Genomic DNA, 22,565 nt, shown 5'->3' on the forward strand with positions numbered 1-22,565 from the left:
GAATTATTGAGTAAATCTCAGAGAGTGAACGCGCCCTTCAGAGTCGATTCCAAAGTGCGCTTTGCCTACGATAGTCTTGGAGTCGTCAATGAGGTTGAAGACTTGCTCAGAGGCGTCAGCGGTCTGAACCGGACTTACTTCTGAATATTCCAAACCGAATGCATCGGCATACTTCGTCAGGAAATTGGCTTTGTTGCTGATAGAAAGGGCTTTCTCGCCGGCTTGAGCATCGATGAATTCCAGACTCTCAATTTTACCTTGAGAGATCTTCATGCCGTATTTGCCCTCCAGATAACCAAAAATCAAATCATCGCGCAAAGTGGGCTTTTCCGCCAAGGCCGCAACGAAAGATGTTTTTTCAGAGGAAAGTTTTTTAGCGATTTCGTGTTCCCACTTTACGTCGCGTGCAAACACACCCGGTTCGAAGCTGGCAATACCACGGTTACCACGAGCACCTAATGCTGTTTCAGAATTATCGACCAACCATTGGTTTACGAAGACAGTCATCAAGGCCACTGAGGCGATAGATAGTACTAGGACAGCTTTTTGCTCCTGGACTTTGTCCTGGAATCTTTTACGGAAAGATTTGTCTTTAGGAAACTCTATCACTTTTGCATTCCCCATGTTTCTGTTCTCCATCGCAAGTAACTTTAACCAGCAACGCTGGTTTGCATATCATTCAAAGGCTACCCTGCGAAGGGCGTGCCGCTTGGGCGGTACTTTAATTCACTTAGACTCAGTATGACCGATAACCGATTAAACAAACGCACAAAACTTGTTTGACGTCTCACAATGATCGTCTCATATCGAGTCACAAAAATCAGGTCCAGCCTCACTGTTAAGACTCTAGTCCTGGTAAGATTTTACCCAGGAATCAATGCCAGCCTGCATTTGCGGCAGATTATAATAGAGTACTTTATCTAACTGCACACCATGCCCTTCGATACGATGACCTTTACCACTGATGTACAGCGCTTCCGGAATAGAAATCTGCACTCCAGGCGCCAATTCATCCATTGGATACCACACGCCCACCAAAAGTTGACCGCGCGAAGGAGCCCCGCGAAGTGGTGCCCCTTTGTACTCTTTAAGTGCTTGGCCCACCATCTCCGCAACCGATGACGTTCTGCCGTCCACTAAGACTTTCAAACTACCGGTATAACAATTTGGCGAGCGGAATGTTCTTAAGTTTACTTCACGGCTTTTCTCTAAAATCTCAAGCTGTTTTTCGTCATTCAAAATATCCGGCATCTCGGCTTTGCCTAAATTCGACTTCGGTTTTTCGAGCCTTCCCACCAGAGTGGGTTCACAGATAAACATCGACAAAAATCTTAAGCCTGCCACAAAATTACCGCCGGCGTTGTTTCTTAAGTCGATGACCACCGAGCGATACTTTTTAAGTTCATCGGCGATCGGTTTTATTTTTTCATCTTTGAAAAACTCCGCGCGGAAAGATGGAACTTCTAAAAGTGCCATCTTATCTGAGACCTTGGTGATCTGCATGTTCTCGTCACGCTTCACGACTCCAGGATGAAGTTTCAATGTGAATTCATCATTGCCACGGTGAACCTGATAGTCGCCCGCTTCGGACTCCATCGCCCAAGAACTTGGTTGTTCTCCATTGATGGTGACAATGACATCACCTTTTTTAAAACCCAATCTCTCAGCTGGCGACTGGGGGAAAACTTTAAAAACAACAAGTTCGCTATCCACGAACTCTCCACTGAGCCCCGTCTCTTTGACTTCACCTTTCCAGATACCGCGAACTTCCGGGGCATCATAGATTTCCAAGTGAGAGACCTGCAGGGTGCTCAGCGTATTATTGATATCACGAAGAATAAGATTCTTTTTGGTGTAAGGAGTGACCATCTGACTGCGTTGCATACATTGTCGATGCCACTGGGAAATCTCCTTGTTCGGGAGATAAATTTTATCCAGAACCAAGTCGCACACCACAGGATACGGATTCACAAACGATTGATTCATCGTCAGCTGGAAAGCTGCGTAAGCAAATCCCAGAGTTAAAAATACGGCGGCGATTCTATTTAACATTTCATCCTTGACGAAAAAATGGACTCCTTACGGAATCCATTTTTCCAATTTTCCATTGTCCATTAAGCAACTTCCATTGCCGAAGACCTTCGAAAATTAAGCGGCAACCACTGTTTTTTTCTTGCGAGCTGCAGAAGGGTCAATGTGATATTGCTTAACTTTGCGATACAAAGTCGCGCGACCGATACCCAAAGCTTTAGCAGCTTCAGTCAGGTTGCCTTTGTATTGAGCGATAGCGTTCTCAATTGCGTGTGCTTCCATCTCTTCCATCTTTTGAACGTTAGTAGATGCTGCAGTTGGCGTTGGGAACTGGATCAAATTACCGTGACCTGAGTTATCAGTAGTCACTGGACTGTTGCCAGAGATCAAAGCCGGAACACCAGCTGAAAGCTGTTGTCTGAAAAATGCATTATCAAGACCTTCTCTCCATTGAGCTGAAGAATAAGCCTGAACTGTCACATCGTGCTGCTCCCAGTACTTCTTTGCGTTTTCTACGGTTTCCTGGTTATCGCTCACCACGATCATTACTGTGCGTGACATTCTTGTCCTCCCTATTTGAAACAATTTGCAATCATATTTGACTCACTTTGTACCTATCGGCGTTTCATCGTGAGAATTTAGGGCTAGTTGCAATTTTTTTTTGAGACACTTTAACGGCGCCAAATCACTAGACTTTTGACGGGTATGAAAATACCAGTTGCATTAAAATTTGTGAATTTTGACGTAAAAATGGTCGTTACTGGATCGCGATAGGCGGACGCACTGGACGTTTTAACGCCTCAACAGGCATTAAAAATACTGGGGCTTCAGCCCTTAATTCAGCAGCCATGCTCTGAATAAAGGCGCTGTATTTAGAAAGACTCGTGTAATCACTCTTGTGATGGCAATCAAAATAGCCCGGGCGTGCCGCATGAGTCGCTCCGACAACCACCCACCCTTGCGCCGTTTGCAAATACGCAGGGCCACCGGAATCACCGAAGCAAGCACCCTTGTACTGAGACTGATCGATCACCAGATAATCATCCACCAAAGAATCCAAAGTCACTTCGACTTGATTCATTGAAAGAGCTGCAGTGCCCTTTTCGTCATTGGTCGTTCCAAAACCTGCCAATAACAATTTACTTTGCGGAGGGATTTTATCGGTATCCGCATGAATCGCGACGGGAGTATAGCCCATCGGTGCATTAGTACTTAATTTTAGAAGAGCAATATCGTGTTCCGTTGTCCAATAAAGTTCCGCGTCTTCTCCGGGCTTTTGAACATTCCCATAATCTGGATGAGAAATATATTCTTCCACCCGAGTCATCGACAAACTGGATTTAGGAAGTTCGTCTCCGAAGCTCACATACACAATTGTATAAACCGACTGCATACAGTGCGCAGCGGTCACCACCAGATTTTTAGAAATCAAAGTGCCTGTGCAGAGAAATTCTAAACCACGACGGCCCGTCGTATACACGGCAACGGTTGCCGATCGAGCGAAGTCCGTGGATTTCACAGCTTCGCCGCCGATAATGGAATCTTGAGAGTTGATGTCTCCAGAGGAATAGAGATGCGGAGCTTGTCTGGAACAAGCTGCTGTCAGGATCAACGCTATAATTAACGACAATGATCTCAAAGCATTCCTCACCGTGTTTAAGTTCGTGAGCCTAAGGGCTTACGAATTGCGGATACTCACCTTGCATTGTTTCCGCTGCATAATTCAAGAAGTCTTTATAGTTAACAAGGAGTGTATAATTGCCGTAGCTATGGCAATCAACATATCCAGTCTCAGGGCCACGAGTCGCTCCCGCTAAAATCAAGCCCATAGAAGTTTCAAGATAAGCAGGACCGCCAGAATCTCCGTTACATGCGCCAGTTCCACGGGTTTGATTTACGACGATATCAAGGTCACGGATTTGCACGAACTCCACCTCGGTTTTTTGCAAAACAGTGGTCTTGATAGTTTTCGTTTCAGACATACGTCCCCAGCCAACCAAAGTCATGGCATGACCTGGCTTCAAAGCATGTCCATCATCCCAGATAGGAACCGGAGTGTAACCTTGAGGAGCGCCGCCTAACAATTTCACCACGGCAACGTCATTGATCGTGCGCTGAGTGCGCTCATTCATACCGAAATCACGGTGACTGATGGCTTCTTCAATTTCCACTAAACGTGAATCGTTCCAATCCGAAGGAAGAGTCGCACCAAACAGAATTTTCGTCGGTGCTCTTTCAAATACGTCAGCACAGTGAGCCGCCGTTACAACCAGATCGTTGGAAATCAATGTGCCCGTGCAATAAGCCGCAATCGAACCATCACGCGTTTGCGCAACCAAACCTACTGTAGACGCGGCATAAGCTTCATTTGCAGAAACATCATAGCCATTGATAATGCCGGCTTTTTTCGCCTCACCGACATTTGCTACTTCGGGATTATTCTTTGTGCAGGCAGCCAGTGCCAGCAGCGGAATCAAAACTAGTTTTTTCATAAAAGTTCCTTTTTAAATTTTTATTCCGTAAATACCAAAGCTTCGCCACCCAGAACTTCCGCAACTTTCACCAGAAAATCACGAAACCCCGGAAGAGAAGCATACACCACATGATGGTGGCAATCCTGATCACCGTAGGCGGCCCCACTGGTAGCACCCACGACAACCAAGCCTTTATCCGTTTTTAAATAAGCAGGCCCGCCGGAATCTCCCCAACAAGCTCCTGTGCCTTTGGTTTGATCCACTTCAATACGACGATCTTCAACTTTCACAATATTCACGTTCGTCCATTGCAAGAATTTGGACATAGCGGATGAGTCCTCTTGTGTACGACCAAAACCCGCGATCAACAATTCCTGATCTGCCGCCAACGAAGACTCTGATCCCAATATAGGAACAGGAACTGCCCACTTTGGGGCCTGAGTTACAAGTTTAATCAAAGCCACATCTTTTAATTCATTAATTGAGCGCATGGCATCGGCCATCCCATGCGGCGGATAAACCATGTCATACGTATAAGCTCTTTCGATTTCCCGAAGTTCGCCTTCATTCTTGGAAGAATAAGTTTCAGAGCCGAAAGATACTTGAACCTGATATCCCGACAACAAAGGATCCACACAATGAGCTGCCGTCACCACCAGGTCTTTCGACACCAAGGTACCCGTACAAAAAGACTTCGTACGATCTGCATCCACCATAACCAACGCCACAGTCGATCGCGATAAATCACCATCGAACGCTGCCGTCTGACCATTGATGATTTTCTCCCCTTGCATTTCCGGCGAAGGACCCGAGTTCTTATTAGAACAGGCCACCAAAGCAACAAGAGGAAGCAGCATCCACATCTTCACGCAAACAACTCCAAGTAAAAAATGATAAATTCACTTAAGCGAAATCCGGGCCAGATTTTTAAAGACCAGCAGGCCTATAAAGGAGTTGAGACGACATGCCCCCAAAAAGCAGGAAGCTTTTACCGATCTCGCCGACAAACTATTAGACAGTTTTAAGGCCGGAAAAAAGGCAAAAAAAAAGACCGCCTTGTGAGCGGTCTTTTTCTATTTTCGATTCTCGATTTTGATTCTCGATTATCTGCGGCCGGATTTGATTTTCACTTGAAGTTTAGAGATCAAGTGAACAGCCATTTTTTCTTGCACGCGGCACATTTTAAGTTCGTCGCGGCGGTAAGATCTTTGAGAAGGAGTCAAAGTTCCAGTCTCAAGTTCCATTTCGTAATCAAGTTTAGAAGAACGGATGCCTTCTAGCTCTTTAGTTTGTGTCTTGAAAAGTTTCGTTACGCCAGACAATGGAGCAACTTCGATCCACTCTTCTTTACCACGGTACCAGCTCACCATACGCAAGAAGCGAGCTTTATTTTTCGCTAGCGTAAATTTTGGGAAACCTGTGTCTGGAAGCTCAAGGATGTTTTCAACATCATCAAGGTTCAAGTCATCTTCTTCACCTTCACCAAGAAGGTTGTCAGAAAGTCCCGCTAATACTGCAGCTTCTGATTCTTCGTCTACGTCGATATCGAATGCTGACGTTTTTTTGGTATTCTTCTCATCAAGGTCAGAATCCAAATCAGAATCAATTTCTTCGGCCATGTTATTGCCTGGATTGATCAAAGCGAGCCTCCCCCAAGTACCAAGTACAGTACATATCTTTTAAAACACTGATTGAAAGTGGGATGAGTTATATCGCAACTTTCACGATGACACAATATGTTAATTGCGTGAAAAAAGGTGAAAATCACAGGATCGTCTCTACAAAGCCGAATCTATCTTCGGATTTTTTCGTCGACCCTGCGTGCCTATTTTGCAAGCAAAAACTATTTATAAGCTGTCACATCTACTCTGAAACCACCGGTTTTTTTCCAGAAGTATTTATTGGTCGCAGTGATGCGAATTGCAGAGATCGGACGTCCTTCTAAATAGGCATTGCGGGATGATCCGGCCACTAGTTCACCGACTAAATTGTACTCAAAACGTGTGTCTGGGTAGTCGGCATACATAATATCGACAGATTTAATTTTCACATTATTGCGCGTTCCCGTGAGTCCTACTCGTGTAACACGTCTCCAGGAGCTGTTTGGGTAAAAAGTAAAGGTGCGCTCTTTAAAGCGTCCTGTATCCCCGGCTCCTAAACTGTAATCCCGTGATTCCCCTTGGGGTGGTTGAGGGTATTGCGGAGGCTGTGGGTCTTCTGGTGCAGGATAAGGAGGAGGTTGCGGACGAGGATGCGGGGTTGGCTGCTCATGACCTGGCTCATCCGGCAGTGGCATCGGCAGATCTTCTTCGGCGTGGGAGTAAGACAGGGAAAAAACAGTCAGAACAAGTACAATCCATTTCATGGCGCTGGCCTCCTATTCTCACAAGAAAATAAAAAACCAGCGTCCCTTTCAATCACTGAAAGGATGGATTGTCAGAAAACAGCGGGCAAAGACTAATCGAAGCGTAAATGCTTAACAGATTCGCCTGAATCTCTTAGTTCACGAAGAGCATCGATCCCGATGTTCAAGTGTTTATCGACGAAGTTCGTCGTTACTTTCTTGTCGCTTTCCTCGGTTTTTACACCGTCAGGAATCATCGGGTTATCAGATACCAACAACAAAGCTCCACGCGGGATTTCGTTTACAAAACCGGTCACGAAGATCGTCGCTGTTTCCATATCCACGGCCATCGCGCGGGTTTTAGTTAGGTACTCTTTGAACTGCTCATCATGTTCCCAAACGCGACGGTTTGTCGTGTAAACTGTGCCCGTCCAATAATCGCAGTTGTGTTTCGCAATCATCGAGGAAACTGCACGCTGCATACGGAAAGATGGCAAAGCCGGGATTTCAGCAGGAAGGTATTCATTACTTGTTCCCTCGCCGCGAATCGCAGCGATCGGCAAAATAAAGTCACCTAATTGATTTTTCTTTTTAAGACCACCGCATTTACCCAAGAACAAAACGGCCTTAGGATTGATGGCAGAGAGAAGATCCATACAAGTAGCAGCCAGCGCCGAACCCATGCCGAAATTAAGGATCGTGATATTTTCCGCCGTCGCACTTTGCATTGGGCGATCCAAACCTTGGACCGGAACATTGAATTTTTCTGCAAACATTTTTACGTAATTGCCAAAGTTCGTAAGCAAAATATAGTGGCCGAACTCATTCAAAGGGACGCCTGTGTAGCGAGGCAGCCAGTTGTCTACAATTTCCTTTTTTGTTTTCATTCTTATCCTTAACTTTTCTATCGTCAGATGAATTGATCAAGGATAGCATGCTTTTACCGCACAGAAAAGGGGCATTATATGAGCGTCACTGAAAACAGCATTCTAATGGAGATTCCTCCGCGTCTACTTTCATTGGGTGGCGGTTCTGAAGTGCATCGCATGATTCCCTACGCTAAGAAGCGCATGGTCGGACCGTTTATCTTTTTCGATTATTTTCCCGCAACAGAATTCGCTCCCCAGCAGGGAATTCACGTGCGTCCTCATCCCCACATTGGGCTTTCAACATTGAGTTATCTTTTAGAGGGACAAGTTCTGCACCACGATAGCCTCGGGAACAAACAATTACTCAATCCCGGAGATGTGAATTGGATGACAGCGGGGGAAGGAATATCCCATTCCGAAACCACGCCGGCTCATTTGAAAGACATTCCTCACCGTTTGCACTTGCTGCAATTTTGGGTGGCACTGCCACTGGCTGAAGAAGATCGCAAGCCAAGCTTCAACCATCATCCCAAATCCACCATCCCCCGCTTTAAAGTGAAAGATGCGGATGTCCTGATGATTGCTGGCGCAGCTTTGGACCACGCCTCCCCCGTCGAAGTTTTTTCAGATCTGTTCTTCATGGATGTTCACTTGAAAAAGGACAAAGAATTTTACTTTAATCCAAAGGGTGACGAACTGGCGTTTTATATTTTGAAAGGCAGCCTTAAAGTCGGCGAAAAGGTCATTCCGCCGGATGATTTTGTGGTCTTAAACCAGGGCTCGGCCTTACATGTGTTTGCTGCCGAAGATTGTCAGTTTATTGTTTTGGGAGGCACCCCCCTCCCAGAGCCTCGCCATATTTATTGGAATTTTGTTTCCTCCTCCAAAGAGAAGATCGAAGTCGCCAAAGCGAAATGGGCAAGCTTAGAATTTCCTCAGGTCCCAGGCGAGCCCGACATCATTCCTCTGCCCGAAACATAGGAAAACTGTCTGAAAAGCTGACACCTCTAAATAAATTTCCCGTGAGTACTCATTGAGCTCCTGTAATGGATAAGACGGAGTGGTTTTGTGATAAAACTGCTTCGTTATTTTATTAATCAGGAGATTTCATGAAACTTCTTATTTCTTTTTTCATCTTAGCTTGCACTATTCAGGCAAATGCGACTGTTTACGACTATGGCGTCGAAATGGTCAGACCGGATGGTTGTGAATTCAGATGGCCCTTCCATGAACAGGGCACACCCGAACCAGAAGGCGTCGCGTGGAAAGGCAAATGCGTCGGCAACAAGGCTGAAGGATATGGTCTGATGTTTGAGATGAATTCATCCACGTCCTATTTTATGCGCTATTCTGCCGGTAAAAATCATCCATTTGTTATGGAAATCAAAAACGGTGTAGCGAAACCTGTTTTCCTTTCTGCAACTGGTGTGGGCGTAACGCCCGACTATGACGGCTGCCGTAAATATAAAAAGGAATGCGATCTTCATGTTCAGATGTACAATGAAATGAAGTCGTCACTTCCAAAAAATCCATATGCTGGTAAATCTGACAACAATTCCGGCAAAAACTCTGGGTCCTCATCTGGTGGCGGAAATTCTTCTTCGTCAGTTGGCGCTCTAGGTCCTGTCACACCTCCTCCTGCTGATTTCTTAAGAGCTATTAAAGGTGAGCGTGTTGCTTGTACCGAAGCAGCTTTGGGGGCGCTGGGTAACAAAATGATGGACAAATATGGTGCTGAGCTTCGTACCAATAGTATGTGTACAGTGGCTCGCGGGACTGCGAAGGCTCATTACGAAGTGATCATTTCGATTGAAAAAAGCTGTCCTCCAGAAAAAATTCCCCAGGTGGCAGATATGCAACCGCTACGGGAAGTATTGCAAAGTGCCTTGGACACCATTCACTTCTCTTGCCCCTAGTAAGGTTTAAAAACTTAAAATCTGAAAAGCCCCTGCGAACGCGGGGGCTTTTTTTTACCATTAAGACGCGGCGGCGCATTACGGTATCATTTGATTTACATTAGGCATCATGGGTAGTCTTGCGGTGGATGTGCGGCTGTAGTTCAGCTGGATAGAGCACCTGGCTTCGAACCAGGGGGTCGGGAGTTCGAATCTCTCCAGCCGCACCATTTTTTTCGCCGAGCTAAAGCTATCAATTGCCTTGCAGCATTTCATCCCGACCTCTTTCGATTGACCCCATTGTTGAATCCAAATAGCTCTTATATGTCTTAATAATTTAAGGAGCATATATGAGAAAATTGGTTTCTATCGTGGCTTTCATGACTTTCGCCGGCGTTGCAGCTCAGGCATCTTCTATCAACGTGCATGGCACTTGGGGCACTGATTCAGTTAACTGGGAAATTCGTGGCGACGAAAAACAACAAACTTGGAATTTGACGACCGGTTCAGCGCAAAAAGTTTTGGCGATCCAAACTGAAGCGAACAACGTCCAAATCACTTCTGCTGATGGCAAGTCTGCTTTGGCAATTTCTTATGCTCCCACAACAACGCTATTCAAAGGCCAACTTGATGGCCGCGCGGTTGACTTGAAAGTGGATCACACAAACAACGGTACTCACTGGTTTGCGGGAGTTTTCAAAGACCACCGCCCGTCTTTGCGTATCGATGTTCCGCAAAATGAAAAAGAAGGCCGTGCCACGGGTTTCTATAAAAATGAATTGGCCGATCTTTACATCATTCCTACAAAAATGGGTTACTACCTTAAAGGTTACATGAACGGTTACTGGATCGATCTTGATATCAAAAAGAACGAAGACAAAACATATTCTTTCGAGGGCGCCTACCTTAACAAGAGAATGTCTTTGTCAGTAACGGCGGATACAGCGATTGATGACGTGATTGAGTATCTTTTGCTGGATATGCCACTTCCAGGGATCGACTTTTTGAATCTTAAGAAAGATGGATTCTAAGGGCAATTGACACACTCACCAAGACTCCTCATCATAAAAGGATAAGGAGTCTATGATGAAATCACTTTTGTCCGTACTTGCGCTTTCTGCTATTTCTGTTATTGCACATGCTGATGAAGGCAAGATGCCATCCCCACCTTTTAAATCTGATTACGGTAAATATGAAATCACGGGTTGCGCTGGTCAAACTTTCCAATTGGACTGCAAGCTTAAATCTGTGACTATTGGTGCGGCAAATCCCGATACAAATCCCAAAGGTAAAGGCCCCTCTGTGGGATTCGTGTTCAAATCGGAAACAGATGCCATTGTGAAAAGTGATATCTGGCTTTCAGCTTCAGACAAATACGAAGAGGAAGACGATAAGCATACTCTGACAACAGACAAAACTAAAAACACGACGAACTGGAGTGAAGAGTCCCAGGAAATCACTTTGGACAAATCAGACGCCAAAGAGTGGACTTTGACATTCGTCGTGAATCGCGAAAACCTGGGTAAAAAGATCAAGCGTCAGATCGAATTTAAAATTAAGAAAAAATAATCCCGCTCAATCTCTCCTTGTGACAGATTGAGTTCACAAGGAGAACTTATGAACAAGATTTTGATTATCGCCGCGTGCCTGGTGGCTCAAGGCGTGCACGCCGCAGACTCGCGTGATTTCGATGCCAATGGACTGACGAAGGTTTCCGTTGAAAACTACAATGGTGAAGTGACCATCAACGCTGCCGACGGTTCAAAATCCATCGTGACAATCACGAAAAACACAATGCCTGACATGTGCAAAGTAAACGCTGAACGCTCAGGTACAAAACTATCCATCGAAGTAAAACGCAAGGGCAAAGCTGATTGCCAAGTCGATATGGATATCAAAGTTCCTAAAATGGTAAAATTGGATTTGGAAGTTGGGACCGGAAAAGTTTCCATCAAAGGCACTCAAGGACACCTGAGCTTTAAAATGGGTGCAGGTTCCTTTATAGCGGATGGCAGCTTTGACAGTGTTGAAGGAAAAACTGGAGCTGCTACGACTGAAATCAAAGGCATCACGGGAGACACTGAATTTAAAACTGGTAGCGGCAATGTGACCTTGCAATATTCATCCTTGCCACAAAAAGGAAAATTGGAATTCAAAAATGGCAGTGGAAATTCCACGCTCCTTCTTCCTAAGGGCAGTCAGATCAATGCAAAATTAACTGCATACACAGGTCACATGGAAAACGAATTCGGCTCCAACAAAGATGCTAAATTTTCTGTTGAAGCGAAATCCGGTTCTGGGGATTTAAAAGTAAAATCGTACTAAGAACGAATTTTTGGAGCGTCCGAGAAGAAATTAAAGAAATTGAACCATTGTTCCGGGTACTGATTCATGACTTCTTCCAGGCGTAACACGTATTGAGTGAGCAGGTTTCCAACCTGCTCATCTTTTGGCAAATGCGCCACAGAATCTGATTTAAATGTATAAACCTTGTACTTCAAATCTTCCGACTTAAATGCAAACACAAAATAGATCTCGGCCTGACTTGCTAAAGCTACGCGCATGGGCGTCGTATCAAAAGCAGCCAGCTTGCCAAAGAATAAACGCAAATCCAGACTGCGACTAACCGGACGGTCCCCCATCATCCCGACGAAGTGTCCCTCGTTCAAATGATCTTTGACCTTCAAAATCGTGTTTTCTGAAAGATTGAAAAATACAACTTCAGCCTTACTGCTTTGAGAAGATTGATGAGTGTACTGTCCGGGAATTCCATGCATCACGGCGAGCATCTTTTTTTCTGAAGGCAATCCTGCAAAGAAAGTCATCGCAAGTTCCCACCCACCGACGTGGCTCGCAACTGCCACCAGTCCGTTCGGACTTGTTTCAACGTTTCGCACAAAGGCCTGAACACTTTCATCCAGTTCATACCCAAAGATAAGCTCCTGGCTTTCACGCTGAATGGCACGATCCACCAACGTCTGAGCGAAAACCATCAATTGCGCAAAAATCTTTCTTTGGCGCTGCCACCAGCTGTATTGGGGGCGCACAACTTTCCAATACTCATTGAAATACAAACGGGTTTTACGAGCGAAAAGGTAATAGTAGAAAACTACAAAATTTAAAAAGAAATAAGCAAAGCGCAGTCCCAGGGTCTTTAGCATTAAGCGCATGATCATAATACCGGTCGCATTCTTATTCTTCCCAGACCACCCCTTGGTATTTGCTTTCTCACGCCCGACCGTTTTTAGCATGTACATGGCAACGAACGCGATCACGCCTAGGCCCAATCCCAAAACGACGGAACCCAGTCCCCAAGCCGTCAAAAATCCTGCAGCTGAGTCATCATGTTTACCGATGACACCTTCACCGATGGCCTTAGAAGCCCAAACCAGGAATGGAATGAATGGGGGGAGCGAAATATTAGTTCCAACCCACATGTAAACGAAGTTCAAGCGGAAAACGAAACTGAACAGCCCCGCAATCCCCGTGTGCAGTCCATACAAAGGTGTCGCACCAATGAATACACCCACGGCAAATGCCAATGAACTGCGAAAAGGAGAAGTCTGTTCGCGCATCATCGCTGCGACTGTCAGCACCGTATTCAGGATCGCGATACGTGTGTTGTCTTTGATTTTATGAAAATGGCTGACTCTTTTTTCCGGAGGAAAATATTTCACTGAAATCTTAACATTTTTGATCTCGACACTTCGCCAAATCAGCCGAGTCAGAACTTCAATTTCAAAATCGTATCTGGTGCAGAAAAATTTCATGTTCTGCAAAAAGAACAGTGGATAAATTCGGTAACCACTTTGGGAGTCAGCCACCCCCACATCGGTTTGATAACGCACCCAAAAATTAGAAAACTTCTTACCGAAGGTGCTGGATCCCGGCACATTCTCCACTTGCATGTCGCGATCACCGACAATCAAAGCCCACGGGTTTTCGCGCGCTGACTGCACCAGCAAAGACATATCCTTAGGATCGTGCTGATCATCGGCATCAATCGCAATAAAGTGCGAGAATCCACGGCGAAGAGTTTCTCTGAACCCCGTTTGGAGGGCGACGCCCTTTCCTTGATTTTGTGGATGACGAACGAAACTGACTCGGGGATGACTGTCAGGGTATTTTCTTTTAAAAAGGTTTTCCACTGGAACATCAGAGCCATCGTCAATAATCAGAACAGGAAAATCACATTCCGCCAGACAGCGCTCGATCACGCTGACCACGGTATTCGGATTATTGTAAACGGGAATCCCCACAACAAATCTGCAATTCATACTACAATGCCGCCTTTACCTGGCCCCAAACACTGTCACGCAGGTGAACAGCATCACGGTATTGGCTCGCATCCACAGCGGGAAGCAAATTGATTTTGACCGGTTGAAAAGGATGAATAAATAAATCCCCGCGCCCCATCACCTGGTCCGTGCCTTGAATGGAAAGAGGCACCACCAGCGCCTGACTTTCAATAGCCAAAGAAAAAAATGCGGAACCAAACTTGTTCACCGAAGGGAATCCTTTATCACAACGAGTGGTCTCGGGAAATATAAGCACCGAACGATTGCGCAGCAACAAGCGATCACGCAAAAGCTTTAATCCCACCATCAAGGAGTTCGGGCTGCCCTTTTCAACTGGGATAAATCCAGCCACCAGCATGAAGGGCGCAAAGAAGATATTATAAAAAAGGGAATGTTTCGCAAGACCACGCAGCCCAGGTATGTAAGAGATCAACAAAAAAGTATCCAGGTTGGAGCGATGATTTGCGACGAAGATAATTTTGCGAGTCTTATAGCGATCATAAAAACCGACAATTTCGTGCAAGTTGGTTTCGCAACGAAGCCACGGCTGAATCTTAAGCAAAAAGCGAATCGCCAAACACTGTACGTATTCGCCTGCATAGCGAATCCGATCCGAAGCCCATCGCCAAGGGGTGAACAATGCCGCCACAAGATAAATTGCAAACGTGAGCACATAGCCGAACAGGATACCGATCACGCCAATCGTCAGGGCAAAATAAATTGACCAGAATATTCTATGAAACCTATAACTGACAGTGTTCGGCATGAAAATCACCCTAGCATAGGATTTCTTGAGATGTCAAAAATTGCACTTGTCACCGGAGCTTCTTCAGGAATTGGTCGCGCCATCGCCATTCGCCTGGCACAGGACGGATTCAACCTCCGCGTGCATTACAACTCCAATCTCAAAGGTGCAGAAGAAACGTTGACTGAAGTAAAGAAGCACTCTCCGGAAAGCAGCCTTTTGCAATTTGATATGGCTGATGCCGAGCAAGTTGAAGCCGCCTTAAAAGACGTGGACGTTCATACACTGGTTAATAACGCTGGGATGCATATCGATGGTATGTCTGCATTGATGTCCAACGACGCCTTTGAAAAAGTCGTGAAAACGAATCTTTTTGGTCCCTTCTATATTTCTAAAATCTGTGCAAAAAAACTTTTGCTGAAACGCGCTGGCTGCATCGTGAATATCTCTTCATTGGCGGGACAAACCGGCAATGCAGGTCAGGTCAACTATGCAGCAAGCAAAGCGGGCTTGATCGCCATGACTAAAACCATGGCCGCTGAATTGGGCCCACGTGGAATTCGCGTGAATGGTGTGGCACCTGGTCTAATCGAAACGGAGATGATTACGAGCATTCCCCACCTGGAAATGCTGAAGAAACAAATTCCCATGGGACGTTTTGGAAATCCTGACGAAGTGGCTGGAGTCGTTTCGTTCCTGTGCTCCAAAGATGCCACTTACGTGAATGGTCACACCATCAGCGTTAATGGCGGTCTGTTTCCGTCATAAACTTGTAAGAAGTCGTTTTAATTTTAACTTCGTATTGCCCCTTGGTTTCCACCAGCATATTAAGTGGAATACCCAGGGAGTCATATCCTGAAAATGTCACGTGGGCTTTAATACCGTCTTGATCGATATCGGCTTGATCACCCTGGATACGTGGATCGTCTTTTTTAAGGTTCACGATGGTTTTAACCAATTTAAAAATCTTGATGAAAAAATCTTTGTGCTGGTTGATTTGCTCAATCGTGCTTTCGGCTTGAATGGGCTGACCTTCGACTTCTTTGATCTTAAAAAGCGAAAAGCCAAAGGAGTTATATCCGTAAAATAGCGTTTCAGAGGGCTTTTTTTGAACGATACAGCTGAAATCAAAGTTCTGAACAGGTTTCGCGACTGAAACTTCCACTTCCACGTCTTGGGAGTAGCGTCCATCTGGGAAAAGTAACTGCCCCTGCCCACTGGGCACGACTTGCTTACTCGCACAGGCAATCAAAAATAAAAAAGGCAGAAAAATCAACGTTCTCATTTTTTCGACCTCTTCATATGTCTTTGCTCCATCAATAAGAACTTTTTAAGTCCCCAGCGTGTTCCGAAATAAGTCCCCACTGTTCCAAAGAAAAGGGCGAAACCCAATTGATGCAGGATCGGATGCTTGGCAAAGACCATCGGGAAAAACCCGATAACATTGGTCATCGCGGCCAATCCTAAAACTGATTGAATGATATTGTATTCTTCTTCCGGCTGTTTAAAGGCATAGAAGTCTGTCACGAATACACCGTAATCGATACTAAATCCAAAGACCATCAAAAGCCCCAGAACTGAAATCAAATCCAGGGAACCGCCTTTAAAGAAATTCGCGATATAAAACAAACCCAAGCCACTTAAAAACGGAATGTAAGCCGCTACCACCCAATAGAAATTTCGGTAGTATACAAATAACACAATCGTCGAAAGCAAAAGCGCCACTGGAATCATCCATTTTAAGTCGCTTTCCAATGAATCAGAAAAACCCTTGATGGAATCCACCAACGAGTGAGCCTCTGGGAATTTTTCCTTAATCAGGTTTTTTTGCTCCTCTGTCTCGCCAAAAAACACGGAAATAAACTGCCCACGTCCCACCAAGTGATTCAAATAGTCTTTTCGCGCCAAATCTGCGAACTGCAAAACTTTATGGTCGTCAGCACAAATATTTTCCATGAATGGCGCAAAGACTTTCAACTCACTGACGGAAAGACGCTTACGAAGGTGATGACAACCACCCTCTTGCCAGGATTCAATATTCGCCTTTTGCGACTCTATCGGCGGCAGATATTCACCTAACCCAACATAGGAAACTTTATTAGCCGCACTCCATGTCCGTTCTTCATCGGTCTTAAGATAAAGATCCTTTTCATCGTGCAAAAGCAAATAGGTTTCACGCTGAGCACCTTGAGAGAAGAACCAGTTTGTCGCGTTTTGATCCCCCGGCAACTGATAGTTGAATTTACGCAGATCAAAACTTAAATCCACGCGGAATGAACCGACGATTCCCAAAACAATCAAAAGAGCGATAACAAGACCGCTGCCTCGGAAATCTGGAAAATACCAATCGATAGGTTTCAAAGTGAAATACTTTGGAAGGTACTTGCATAGCAGGAAAAAAATCACGAAGCCAAATAAAATACCCAGCGTTCCAAATACCATCATCTGACGAATCAGTGGAATTCCGCTAAAGGCTAAAATTCCCAACCCCACCAACGTCGTCAAAAATCCGACAAGATTTGATTTCCAGGTTTGCTTTGATTCCTGATTGAAAGCTCCGTGCAATCCATAATCAACGGCAAGTCCCACGATTCCTGAACCGAACGCCAGGGTCAAACCATGAATGCTGCCATAAAAAAGTTCTGTCACCCAGCCTGCCAAAAACATGGCGATGGCAACCGGAGGAAATAAAAGCAAAGCCCCCACGCGGCCCTTTAAAACCAGGAAGGCAATAAAGCCCACAAGAACAGCGACCCCCACCCACGAGACAATTTCCATGTCTTGGTGAACTTGTTTCTCGTTGGAATAAGATGCCCCATGAGCACCGACCAAATGAACATTCTCAAATTTCTTAAGATCTTCCATCAGATCTTGAACGTTGGTCATTTTAGGTTGAACTGCAAATTGCAAAGGAATCACCAGGCGCTGAGTTTTTGGCTCTAGCAAGAATCCCTGTTCACGGGTAAAGGCTGCTGGAGTCATGGCCTGACTTTTTTGCAGATAAATCTGCCATTGATCCGTCGGGTCCATGCGCTTGAGATTAAAGAAATCTTTTTTATCGGAGCTTATGAAGCTTAATTCTGCCATCGCGCTCTGAATGGCGTCTTCATAGTGTTTGGGTGATGCGGCTGTGGCGTGGAAGTTTTCGCGCAATACCAGATCCTTGGACCACTCCTCCAAAGTGCCAATAAATCCACCCAGGTCGTCACCGCAGATCAATCTTTTGACACTTTTACCTTGGAACTTTTGAAGCTCCGTACACAACGACTGCGCTTTTTCAAAGTCAGCCTTCCCGCCCTGCGGGTTGATAACTAGAAAATTCCACCAGAAAACTGGAAACTCAGTTTGCGAGTACTGCAGATACTTAAGACTTTGTGGAAAAAAAATATCCACCGAATCATCGATTTTAGCCTGAGCGGAAGAAAGGAAGAAGACTGTCAGCAAAGACAACCCCAAAGAAACAAACTTTAGCGAGCGCATGTTTCATCTTTCGCGATTGCAGTGCTCTGCTTTTTCATGCCTAGAAATTCAATGCGAATTTCATCTTTGGATTTTTCCAAAATCAAAACTTTCTTAACCAAACCCGCTTTATCAATTTCCAATGTGGACGATTCAAAAAAGGCCTGAGCAGACTTCTTCGGCGTCAGCAGGAACAAGCCGCCTTGCTTTTGTATATTGAATTCTTCCGCAATTCGCGACTGATTCATGGTAATAATTTTTAACAAACTTGCGATCTGATCACCGGCCTCACGTCCGACCTCTGAAAATTTCAAATTTTTTCTTTTTAGCGGAGTTCCCGAGTCCACGACGATGCCCACGCCATCGATACAAATATTCGAGGGCTTGGGTTTTTCAATATTCCAGTGAAACACCGAGGTTTCCGGGGTTGGGCGTAAAACCTGGAAGTTCCCTTCGGTTTTGATTTCGACATCCAGCTCTTTCAAACTTTTGGACTGCTTAAACTGTCCACTGAGTTTCGTAAACTCCGCCAACTTCAGATCCTTCAAGGCTTCCGCGTCTTGCGTTGCAGCAAGGCAAATCTGAGCAACGACAAAGGAAACTAGAATAATTAGAATTTGTGGACGGACTCTCATAAAAAACTCCAAACGAGTTGAATTGGAAGCAATTTGATATATCATCTCGCCTATGGAAAAAGAACAAGTTCGAAATGATTTAACTTCCAAGGTCATCGATATCATCTTCACAACATTGAATTTGAAACACATCGACAAATCCAGCGTCAATGCGACAACAGCGATCACTCAAGGCGGTTTGAACCTGGATTCCATCGATATTTTGGAGCTGATCGTGAATTTCGAAACAAGTTTTGGAATCAAACTCAACGAATCTGAATCCTACGCTCAGCATTTCCGCAATATCGGTTCCATCGTCGAATTTATTGAAACCAAGCAAAGCCAATAACATGAAATCCATCAAGGTTGTCGGACTGGGAGCTACCTGCGCTAACGGAGTGAACAAAGAAGAAATCTTTGCCTCCATCAGCCAAGGCTCTTCCGCCATTCTTGATTCGGGACTGGCCACTCTTTCTGATTTACAGTGGCAGGAAATTTCCAAAAATGTCCCTGCAGAATTTCATGACAGTCGTTGTTCTTTACTGAATGTTCACAGCCTGCGCGCAGCCCTGCAAGATTCTGAATGGAGCCAGGAAGACCTCAAAGCGACGGGATTTATTTTCGCCTCCACAACATCACAGATTGATCAGTGGGAAAAGCATTTGCCGTTTTATAAAAAGAATGGCTACGACTTAGAAAAAATTAAAACCAGCGTGGCCAATCAATCCTTAGGCACACCCGCTTTGCGGCTGGCCGAGTTTTTCGGAATCAACGGACCTGCTTCATTGATCACATCCTCCTGCACAGCGTCTTTGCAAGCCATTGCCATGGCGACTCTTTGGATTCGCACAGGCAAAGTGAAACGCTGCGTGGTTGGTGGCACTGAAATTCAAAGTGATCTTACACGAATTGGTTTTGGATCCTTACGCCTGCTTTCAAAAGAAAATGCCAAGCCCTTTGATAAAACCCGGACCGGAATTAATCTGGGTGAAGGCAGTGCTTTTCTGTGTCTGGAGCACGGGGATCTTCGTTCTGACAAGGCCTGGGGCTTTGTCAGCGGTGTTGGTCTTTCAACGGATGCTCACCATCCGACGTCTCCTCACCCTGAAGGAATGGGATCACAGCGTGCGATTCAAATGGCGCTGCAAAATGCAAAGCTTTCAGCTTCCGACATTGCATGGATTTACTCTCATGGAACGGGATCTCCGGCCAATGACCTGGCCGAAGCAAAAGCCATTAATCAGGTCTTTCCACAGAATCCCTTTGTGACTTCGACCAAATCCAGTCACGGGCATACTTTAGGGGCATCCGGAGCTTTGGAATCTGTGCTGGGCCTCATGGCTATGAAGAAACAACAGATTCTTCCGACAGCTTATTTTGAGAATGCCGATGAAAATATTTATCTGCAAATCCCCAAAAAGACCGTGAATCACAAGTATTCGCACTTTCTGAAAAACAGTTTGGGTTTTGGCGGAATCAATGCCGCTGTCGTTTATTCTGCGGAGGCGCAAGGATGAAGCTTTTAGCTGAAAATACTTTGCGCACAGCTGACGTTGATATGGATTCTTTGGATCCATCCTATCGTCGTGCGACGCTGAACATGGCTCTGACGACTTTGACGGCGGAAAAAGTTTTAAAGACTCTGCCCAAGGGAGTTTCCAAATCTGATATATCATTCGTGGTGGCAACTCATTTTGGTGAAGTGAATTCGACCTTGGAATTCTTAAATACCTATCACGAAACCAAAACTCCCCGTCCGATTCTTTTCCAGAACAGCCTGCATAATTCCACATTGGGTTTTGCAAGTATTCAGTTAGGATTGACCGGTCCATGCATGACTGTCAGCTGCGACCGGGAAACCGTAAACGCCGCCCATGAAATGGGTAAAAATCTTCTGACTCTGACACCCTATGTCCTTATCTCCATTGTTGATTGCGTTCCGGATGCACTCACTGAACACTATCTGGAGAAGTTCCCCTTTTTGGGTGAACACTTAAATGAAGCGACCAGCTATCTATACGCAAGGGCCTAGATGTTTTTCTTTCGCAAAAGTTCACTGATTGTCAGACGCATTCACTCTGCAAAGAATGAAATCTATCTGACGTTCGATGACGGCCCCAGCGAAGATCTCACTCCCCAGGTTTTAGATCTGTTAAAAGAGTTGGATGCCAAGGCAAGTTTCTTCGTCATTGGCTACGAGGCTCGCAAGCATCCCGAAATTTTGAAACGTATTGTAAGCGAAGGTCACGGGCTTTTTACGCACTCGCTGGATCACGCTTACAGCAACTATTTTCGCAGCACTGCTTACGTCAAAAATTGGATTGAAAATTCCCTGGCGGATTTGAATCACCAATCCGGTCAGCCCCATAAGGCTTTTCGTCCCCCCGCAGGCGTCATCACTCCTCCTTTAGTTAAAGCCGCGGAACAGCTGCAATGCCCGTTGGTCTTGTGGAGTCATCGATTTTTTGACACTGCTCACGAGTTCACCGAAGACAAAGCTCAAGCAAACCTCAAGCTCTTGCAACCCGGCGATATTATCTTGCTGCATGACCGACAAAACACTGGTCGCCAGGAATTATTTTTGAAAACCCTGCGCAAATATTTGCAAGATATCCAGAGACAGGGATATCGTTGTGCGTGTTTATCAGACCCGGTTTTACAAGAAGAGGTTTTGCATGCAAGTCACTCCCGTAACAACGCCAGCAGCTAAGGAATTGCTTCCCCAGGATGCCAAATTCATGGCGCAGTTTATTGCGATGGCGCCCTTTGTTTTTCAGACGGCTGTCTGCTTGCGTGACTTTGGAATCTTGAATCTTCTTTGTGAAAATCCTGAGGGGCTTTCAGCCGATAAGATGCTGGAGAAAATCAACCTCAGCCGTTACAGCTTGAATGTTTTGCTGGATGCGGGCGAAAGCTCTGGGATCGTGTTAGAGAAAAATAGAATCTGGACGATCACACAAACAGGAATGTTCTTGGAAAAAGACGCTATCACGCGAGTGAATATGAACTTCTCCCAGGACGTTTGTTATCAAGGACTGTTCAATCTAAAAGACGCCTTGGAGACGAACACTCCGTCAGGCCTTAAGGTGTTCGGAAATTGGTCAACGCTTTATGAAGGTCTTTCCAGCCTTCCGGAAAAAGTTCAGCAAAGCTGGTTTGAGTTTGACCATTTCTTTAGCAGCGACAGCTTTCCTCGCGCTCTTCCTATTGTCTTTAAAGATATGCCAAAGAAAATTTTGGACGTCGGTGGAAATACCGGAAAATTCGCTGTGGCGTGTACAAAGTTTGACAGCGATGTGACTGTCACAATCGCCGATCACCCGGGACAAATTGAAATGGCTAAGGCCAACGCGGCCAGCAATCAAGTGGCAGAACGCGTTCATTACCATGTAACTGATCTTTTGAAAAAAGATGCAGCACTACCACAGGGTCATGACGTCATCTGGATGAGTCAGCTTCTCAGCTGTTTTTCAGACGAAGAAGTGGTGATGATTTTGAAAAAAGCACGTCAAGCACTGGGTACCGGCGGCAGTCTGTATATTATGGAGACTTTCACTGACAATCAAAAATTCAATACAGCTCGGTTTTGCCTGGATATGACGTCGCTGTACTTCACGGTGATGGCGAATGGAAATAGCCGCATGTACCGCAGCGAAGAGTTTTATAAACTCATTGAAAAAGCAGAGATGAAAATCGTCGAAGAACACCCCTTCATTCGCTTGAATCACACCATCCTCAAATGCGTACCAGCATAGCTTTCTATCGCTAACGCATGAAGTTATGTTGTTTAACTGAAATCGTTATTATACGATTATTTTTCATTCGTATTTTGGAGT

The 22,565-nt window shown here is 45.3% G+C and carries 25 protein-coding genes and 1 tRNA gene; 12 read left to right on the plus strand and 14 right to left on the minus strand.

The annotated features are described in order from the left end of the window. Positions 1 to 3 precede the first annotated feature (3 nt). From DOM22_RS13975 to DOM22_RS14015, 9 genes are all read right to left on the minus strand, one after another. The gene (locus tag DOM22_RS13975; RefSeq protein WP_142700974.1) at positions 4 to 624 is read right to left on the minus strand and encodes a hypothetical protein; all 621 of its coding nucleotides are present in this window, start codon (positions 622 to 624) and stop codon (positions 4 to 6) included. A gap of 222 nt (positions 625 to 846) precedes the next feature. Next, positions 847 to 2,052, minus strand: a complete 1,206-nt coding sequence (locus DOM22_RS13980) for a S41 family peptidase (protein WP_246845656.1) — start codon at positions 2,050 to 2,052, stop codon at positions 847 to 849. A 96-nt stretch (positions 2,053 to 2,148) separates the two neighbouring features. After that, the gene (locus tag DOM22_RS13985) at positions 2,149 to 2,592 is read right to left on the minus strand and encodes a helix-turn-helix domain-containing protein (protein ID WP_142700975.1); all 444 of its coding nucleotides are present in this window, start codon (positions 2,590 to 2,592) and stop codon (positions 2,149 to 2,151) included. A 196-nt stretch (positions 2,593 to 2,788) separates the two neighbouring features. Beyond that, the gene (locus tag DOM22_RS13990) at positions 2,789 to 3,670 is read right to left on the minus strand and encodes a trypsin-like serine protease (RefSeq protein WP_168196660.1); all 882 of its coding nucleotides are present in this window, start codon (positions 3,668 to 3,670) and stop codon (positions 2,789 to 2,791) included. A gap of 31 nt (positions 3,671 to 3,701) precedes the next feature. Further along, positions 3,702 to 4,523: a trypsin-like serine protease gene (locus tag DOM22_RS13995; RefSeq protein ID WP_142700977.1), complete on the minus strand. Its 822-nt coding sequence runs from the start codon at positions 4,521 to 4,523 to the stop codon at positions 3,702 to 3,704. A gap of 20 nt (positions 4,524 to 4,543) precedes the next feature. Beyond that, positions 4,544 to 5,368: a trypsin-like serine protease gene (locus DOM22_RS14000; RefSeq protein ID WP_246845951.1), complete on the minus strand. Its 825-nt coding sequence runs from the start codon at positions 5,366 to 5,368 to the stop codon at positions 4,544 to 4,546. A 240-nt stretch (positions 5,369 to 5,608) separates the two neighbouring features. Beyond that, positions 5,609 to 6,145 (minus strand): hypothetical protein, encoded by a 537-nt coding sequence (locus tag DOM22_RS14005; protein ID WP_246845657.1) that lies wholly within the window; start codon positions 6,143 to 6,145, stop codon positions 5,609 to 5,611. A gap of 203 nt (positions 6,146 to 6,348) precedes the next feature. Next, positions 6,349 to 6,870 (minus strand): hypothetical protein, encoded by a 522-nt coding sequence (locus DOM22_RS14010; RefSeq protein WP_142700979.1) that lies wholly within the window; start codon positions 6,868 to 6,870, stop codon positions 6,349 to 6,351. Between the two features lie 92 nt (positions 6,871 to 6,962). Further along, positions 6,963 to 7,736 carry an AMP nucleosidase gene (locus DOM22_RS14015; protein ID WP_142700980.1) on the minus strand — a complete coding sequence of 258 codons (774 nt, stop codon included), beginning with the start codon at positions 7,734 to 7,736 and terminating at the stop codon, positions 6,963 to 6,965. Positions 7,737 to 7,814: 78 nt separating this feature from the next. Between DOM22_RS14015 and DOM22_RS14020 the strand changes: the two genes are divergently transcribed. The 6 genes from DOM22_RS14020 to DOM22_RS14045 all read left to right on the plus strand — a co-directional run bounded on the left by DOM22_RS14020 (position 7,815) and on the right by DOM22_RS14045 (position 11,938). Beyond that, on the plus strand, positions 7,815 to 8,699 hold the full coding sequence (locus DOM22_RS14020; protein ID WP_142700981.1) for a pirin family protein: 885 nt from the start codon (positions 7,815 to 7,817) through the stop codon (positions 8,697 to 8,699). A 128-nt stretch (positions 8,700 to 8,827) separates the two neighbouring features. After that, positions 8,828 to 9,634: a hypothetical protein gene (locus DOM22_RS14025; RefSeq protein ID WP_142700982.1), complete on the plus strand. Its 807-nt coding sequence runs from the start codon at positions 8,828 to 8,830 to the stop codon at positions 9,632 to 9,634. Positions 9,635 to 9,766: 132 nt separating this feature from the next. Next, positions 9,767 to 9,843, plus strand: a tRNA-Arg gene (locus tag DOM22_RS14030). 120 nt (positions 9,844 to 9,963) lie between these two features. Next, on the plus strand, positions 9,964 to 10,644 hold the full coding sequence (locus DOM22_RS14035; protein ID WP_142700983.1) for a hypothetical protein: 681 nt from the start codon (positions 9,964 to 9,966) through the stop codon (positions 10,642 to 10,644). A 52-nt stretch (positions 10,645 to 10,696) separates the two neighbouring features. Next, positions 10,697 to 11,182 carry a hypothetical protein gene (locus tag DOM22_RS14040; protein WP_142700984.1) on the plus strand — a complete coding sequence of 162 codons (486 nt, stop codon included), beginning with the start codon at positions 10,697 to 10,699 and terminating at the stop codon, positions 11,180 to 11,182. Between the two features lie 48 nt (positions 11,183 to 11,230). Continuing rightward, positions 11,231 to 11,938, plus strand: a complete 708-nt coding sequence (locus tag DOM22_RS14045) for a DUF4097 domain-containing protein (RefSeq protein WP_142700985.1) — start codon at positions 11,231 to 11,233, stop codon at positions 11,936 to 11,938. Here the strand turns inward: DOM22_RS14045 and DOM22_RS14050 are convergent. Beyond that, on the minus strand, positions 11,935 to 13,890 hold the full coding sequence (locus DOM22_RS14050; protein WP_142700986.1) for a DUF2062 domain-containing protein: 1,956 nt from the start codon (positions 13,888 to 13,890) through the stop codon (positions 11,935 to 11,937). The genes DOM22_RS14045 and DOM22_RS14050 overlap by 4 nt on opposite strands. A gap of 1 nt (position 13,891) precedes the next feature. Next, positions 13,892 to 14,677, minus strand: coding sequence for a lysophospholipid acyltransferase family protein (locus tag DOM22_RS14055; RefSeq protein WP_142700987.1), 786 nt, complete (start codon positions 14,675 to 14,677; stop codon positions 13,892 to 13,894). 30 nt (positions 14,678 to 14,707) lie between these two features. Here DOM22_RS14055 and fabG point away from each other — a divergent pair, with 30 nt between their 5' ends. Further along, a complete protein-coding gene (fabG, locus tag DOM22_RS14060; RefSeq protein ID WP_168196661.1) occupies positions 14,708 to 15,424 on the plus strand; it encodes a 3-oxoacyl-ACP reductase FabG in 717 nt (238 codons plus the stop codon). Here the strand turns inward: fabG and DOM22_RS14065 are convergent. From DOM22_RS14065 to DOM22_RS14075, 3 genes are read right to left on the minus strand one after another with little or no spacing between them, the layout of a single operon-like run. After that, positions 15,399 to 15,941, minus strand: coding sequence for a hypothetical protein (locus DOM22_RS14065; RefSeq protein WP_142700989.1), 543 nt, complete (start codon positions 15,939 to 15,941; stop codon positions 15,399 to 15,401). The genes fabG and DOM22_RS14065 overlap by 26 nt on opposite strands. Further along, positions 15,938 to 18,136, minus strand: a complete 2,199-nt coding sequence (locus DOM22_RS14070; RefSeq protein WP_142700990.1) for an MMPL family transporter — start codon at positions 18,134 to 18,136, stop codon at positions 15,938 to 15,940. Before DOM22_RS14070 ends, DOM22_RS14065 begins: the two co-directional genes overlap by 4 nt. Next, positions 18,124 to 18,750, minus strand: a complete 627-nt coding sequence (locus tag DOM22_RS14075; RefSeq protein ID WP_168196662.1) for an outer membrane lipoprotein carrier protein LolA — start codon at positions 18,748 to 18,750, stop codon at positions 18,124 to 18,126. The genes DOM22_RS14070 and DOM22_RS14075 overlap by 13 nt, the downstream gene beginning before the upstream one ends. A gap of 52 nt (positions 18,751 to 18,802) precedes the next feature. Here DOM22_RS14075 and DOM22_RS14080 point away from each other — a divergent pair, with 52 nt between their 5' ends. Genes DOM22_RS14080 through DOM22_RS14100 form a run of 5 tightly spaced genes read left to right on the plus strand, consistent with a single transcriptional unit; the run spans position 18,803 to position 22,484 of the window. Continuing rightward, positions 18,803 to 19,078, plus strand: coding sequence for an acyl carrier protein (locus DOM22_RS14080; RefSeq protein WP_142700992.1), 276 nt, complete (start codon positions 18,803 to 18,805; stop codon positions 19,076 to 19,078). Between the two features lies 1 nt (position 19,079). Further along, the gene (locus tag DOM22_RS14085; RefSeq protein WP_142700993.1) at positions 19,080 to 20,246 is read left to right on the plus strand and encodes a beta-ketoacyl-[acyl-carrier-protein] synthase family protein; all 1,167 of its coding nucleotides are present in this window, start codon (positions 19,080 to 19,082) and stop codon (positions 20,244 to 20,246) included. Beyond that, positions 20,243 to 20,761, plus strand: a complete 519-nt coding sequence (locus DOM22_RS14090; RefSeq protein WP_142700994.1) for a beta-ketoacyl synthase chain length factor — start codon at positions 20,243 to 20,245, stop codon at positions 20,759 to 20,761. Before DOM22_RS14085 ends, DOM22_RS14090 begins: the two co-directional genes overlap by 4 nt. After that, positions 20,762 to 21,439, plus strand: a complete 678-nt coding sequence (locus DOM22_RS14095) for a polysaccharide deacetylase family protein (RefSeq protein WP_142700995.1) — start codon at positions 20,762 to 20,764, stop codon at positions 21,437 to 21,439. Next, the gene (locus DOM22_RS14100; protein WP_142700996.1) at positions 21,405 to 22,484 is read left to right on the plus strand and encodes a methyltransferase; all 1,080 of its coding nucleotides are present in this window, start codon (positions 21,405 to 21,407) and stop codon (positions 22,482 to 22,484) included. The genes DOM22_RS14095 and DOM22_RS14100 overlap by 35 nt, the downstream gene beginning before the upstream one ends. Positions 22,485 to 22,565 lie beyond the last annotated feature (81 nt).

Source organism: Bdellovibrio sp. ZAP7, from assembly GCF_006874645.1.
Lineage (GTDB): Bacteria > Bdellovibrionota > Bdellovibrionia > Bdellovibrionales > Bdellovibrionaceae > Bdellovibrio.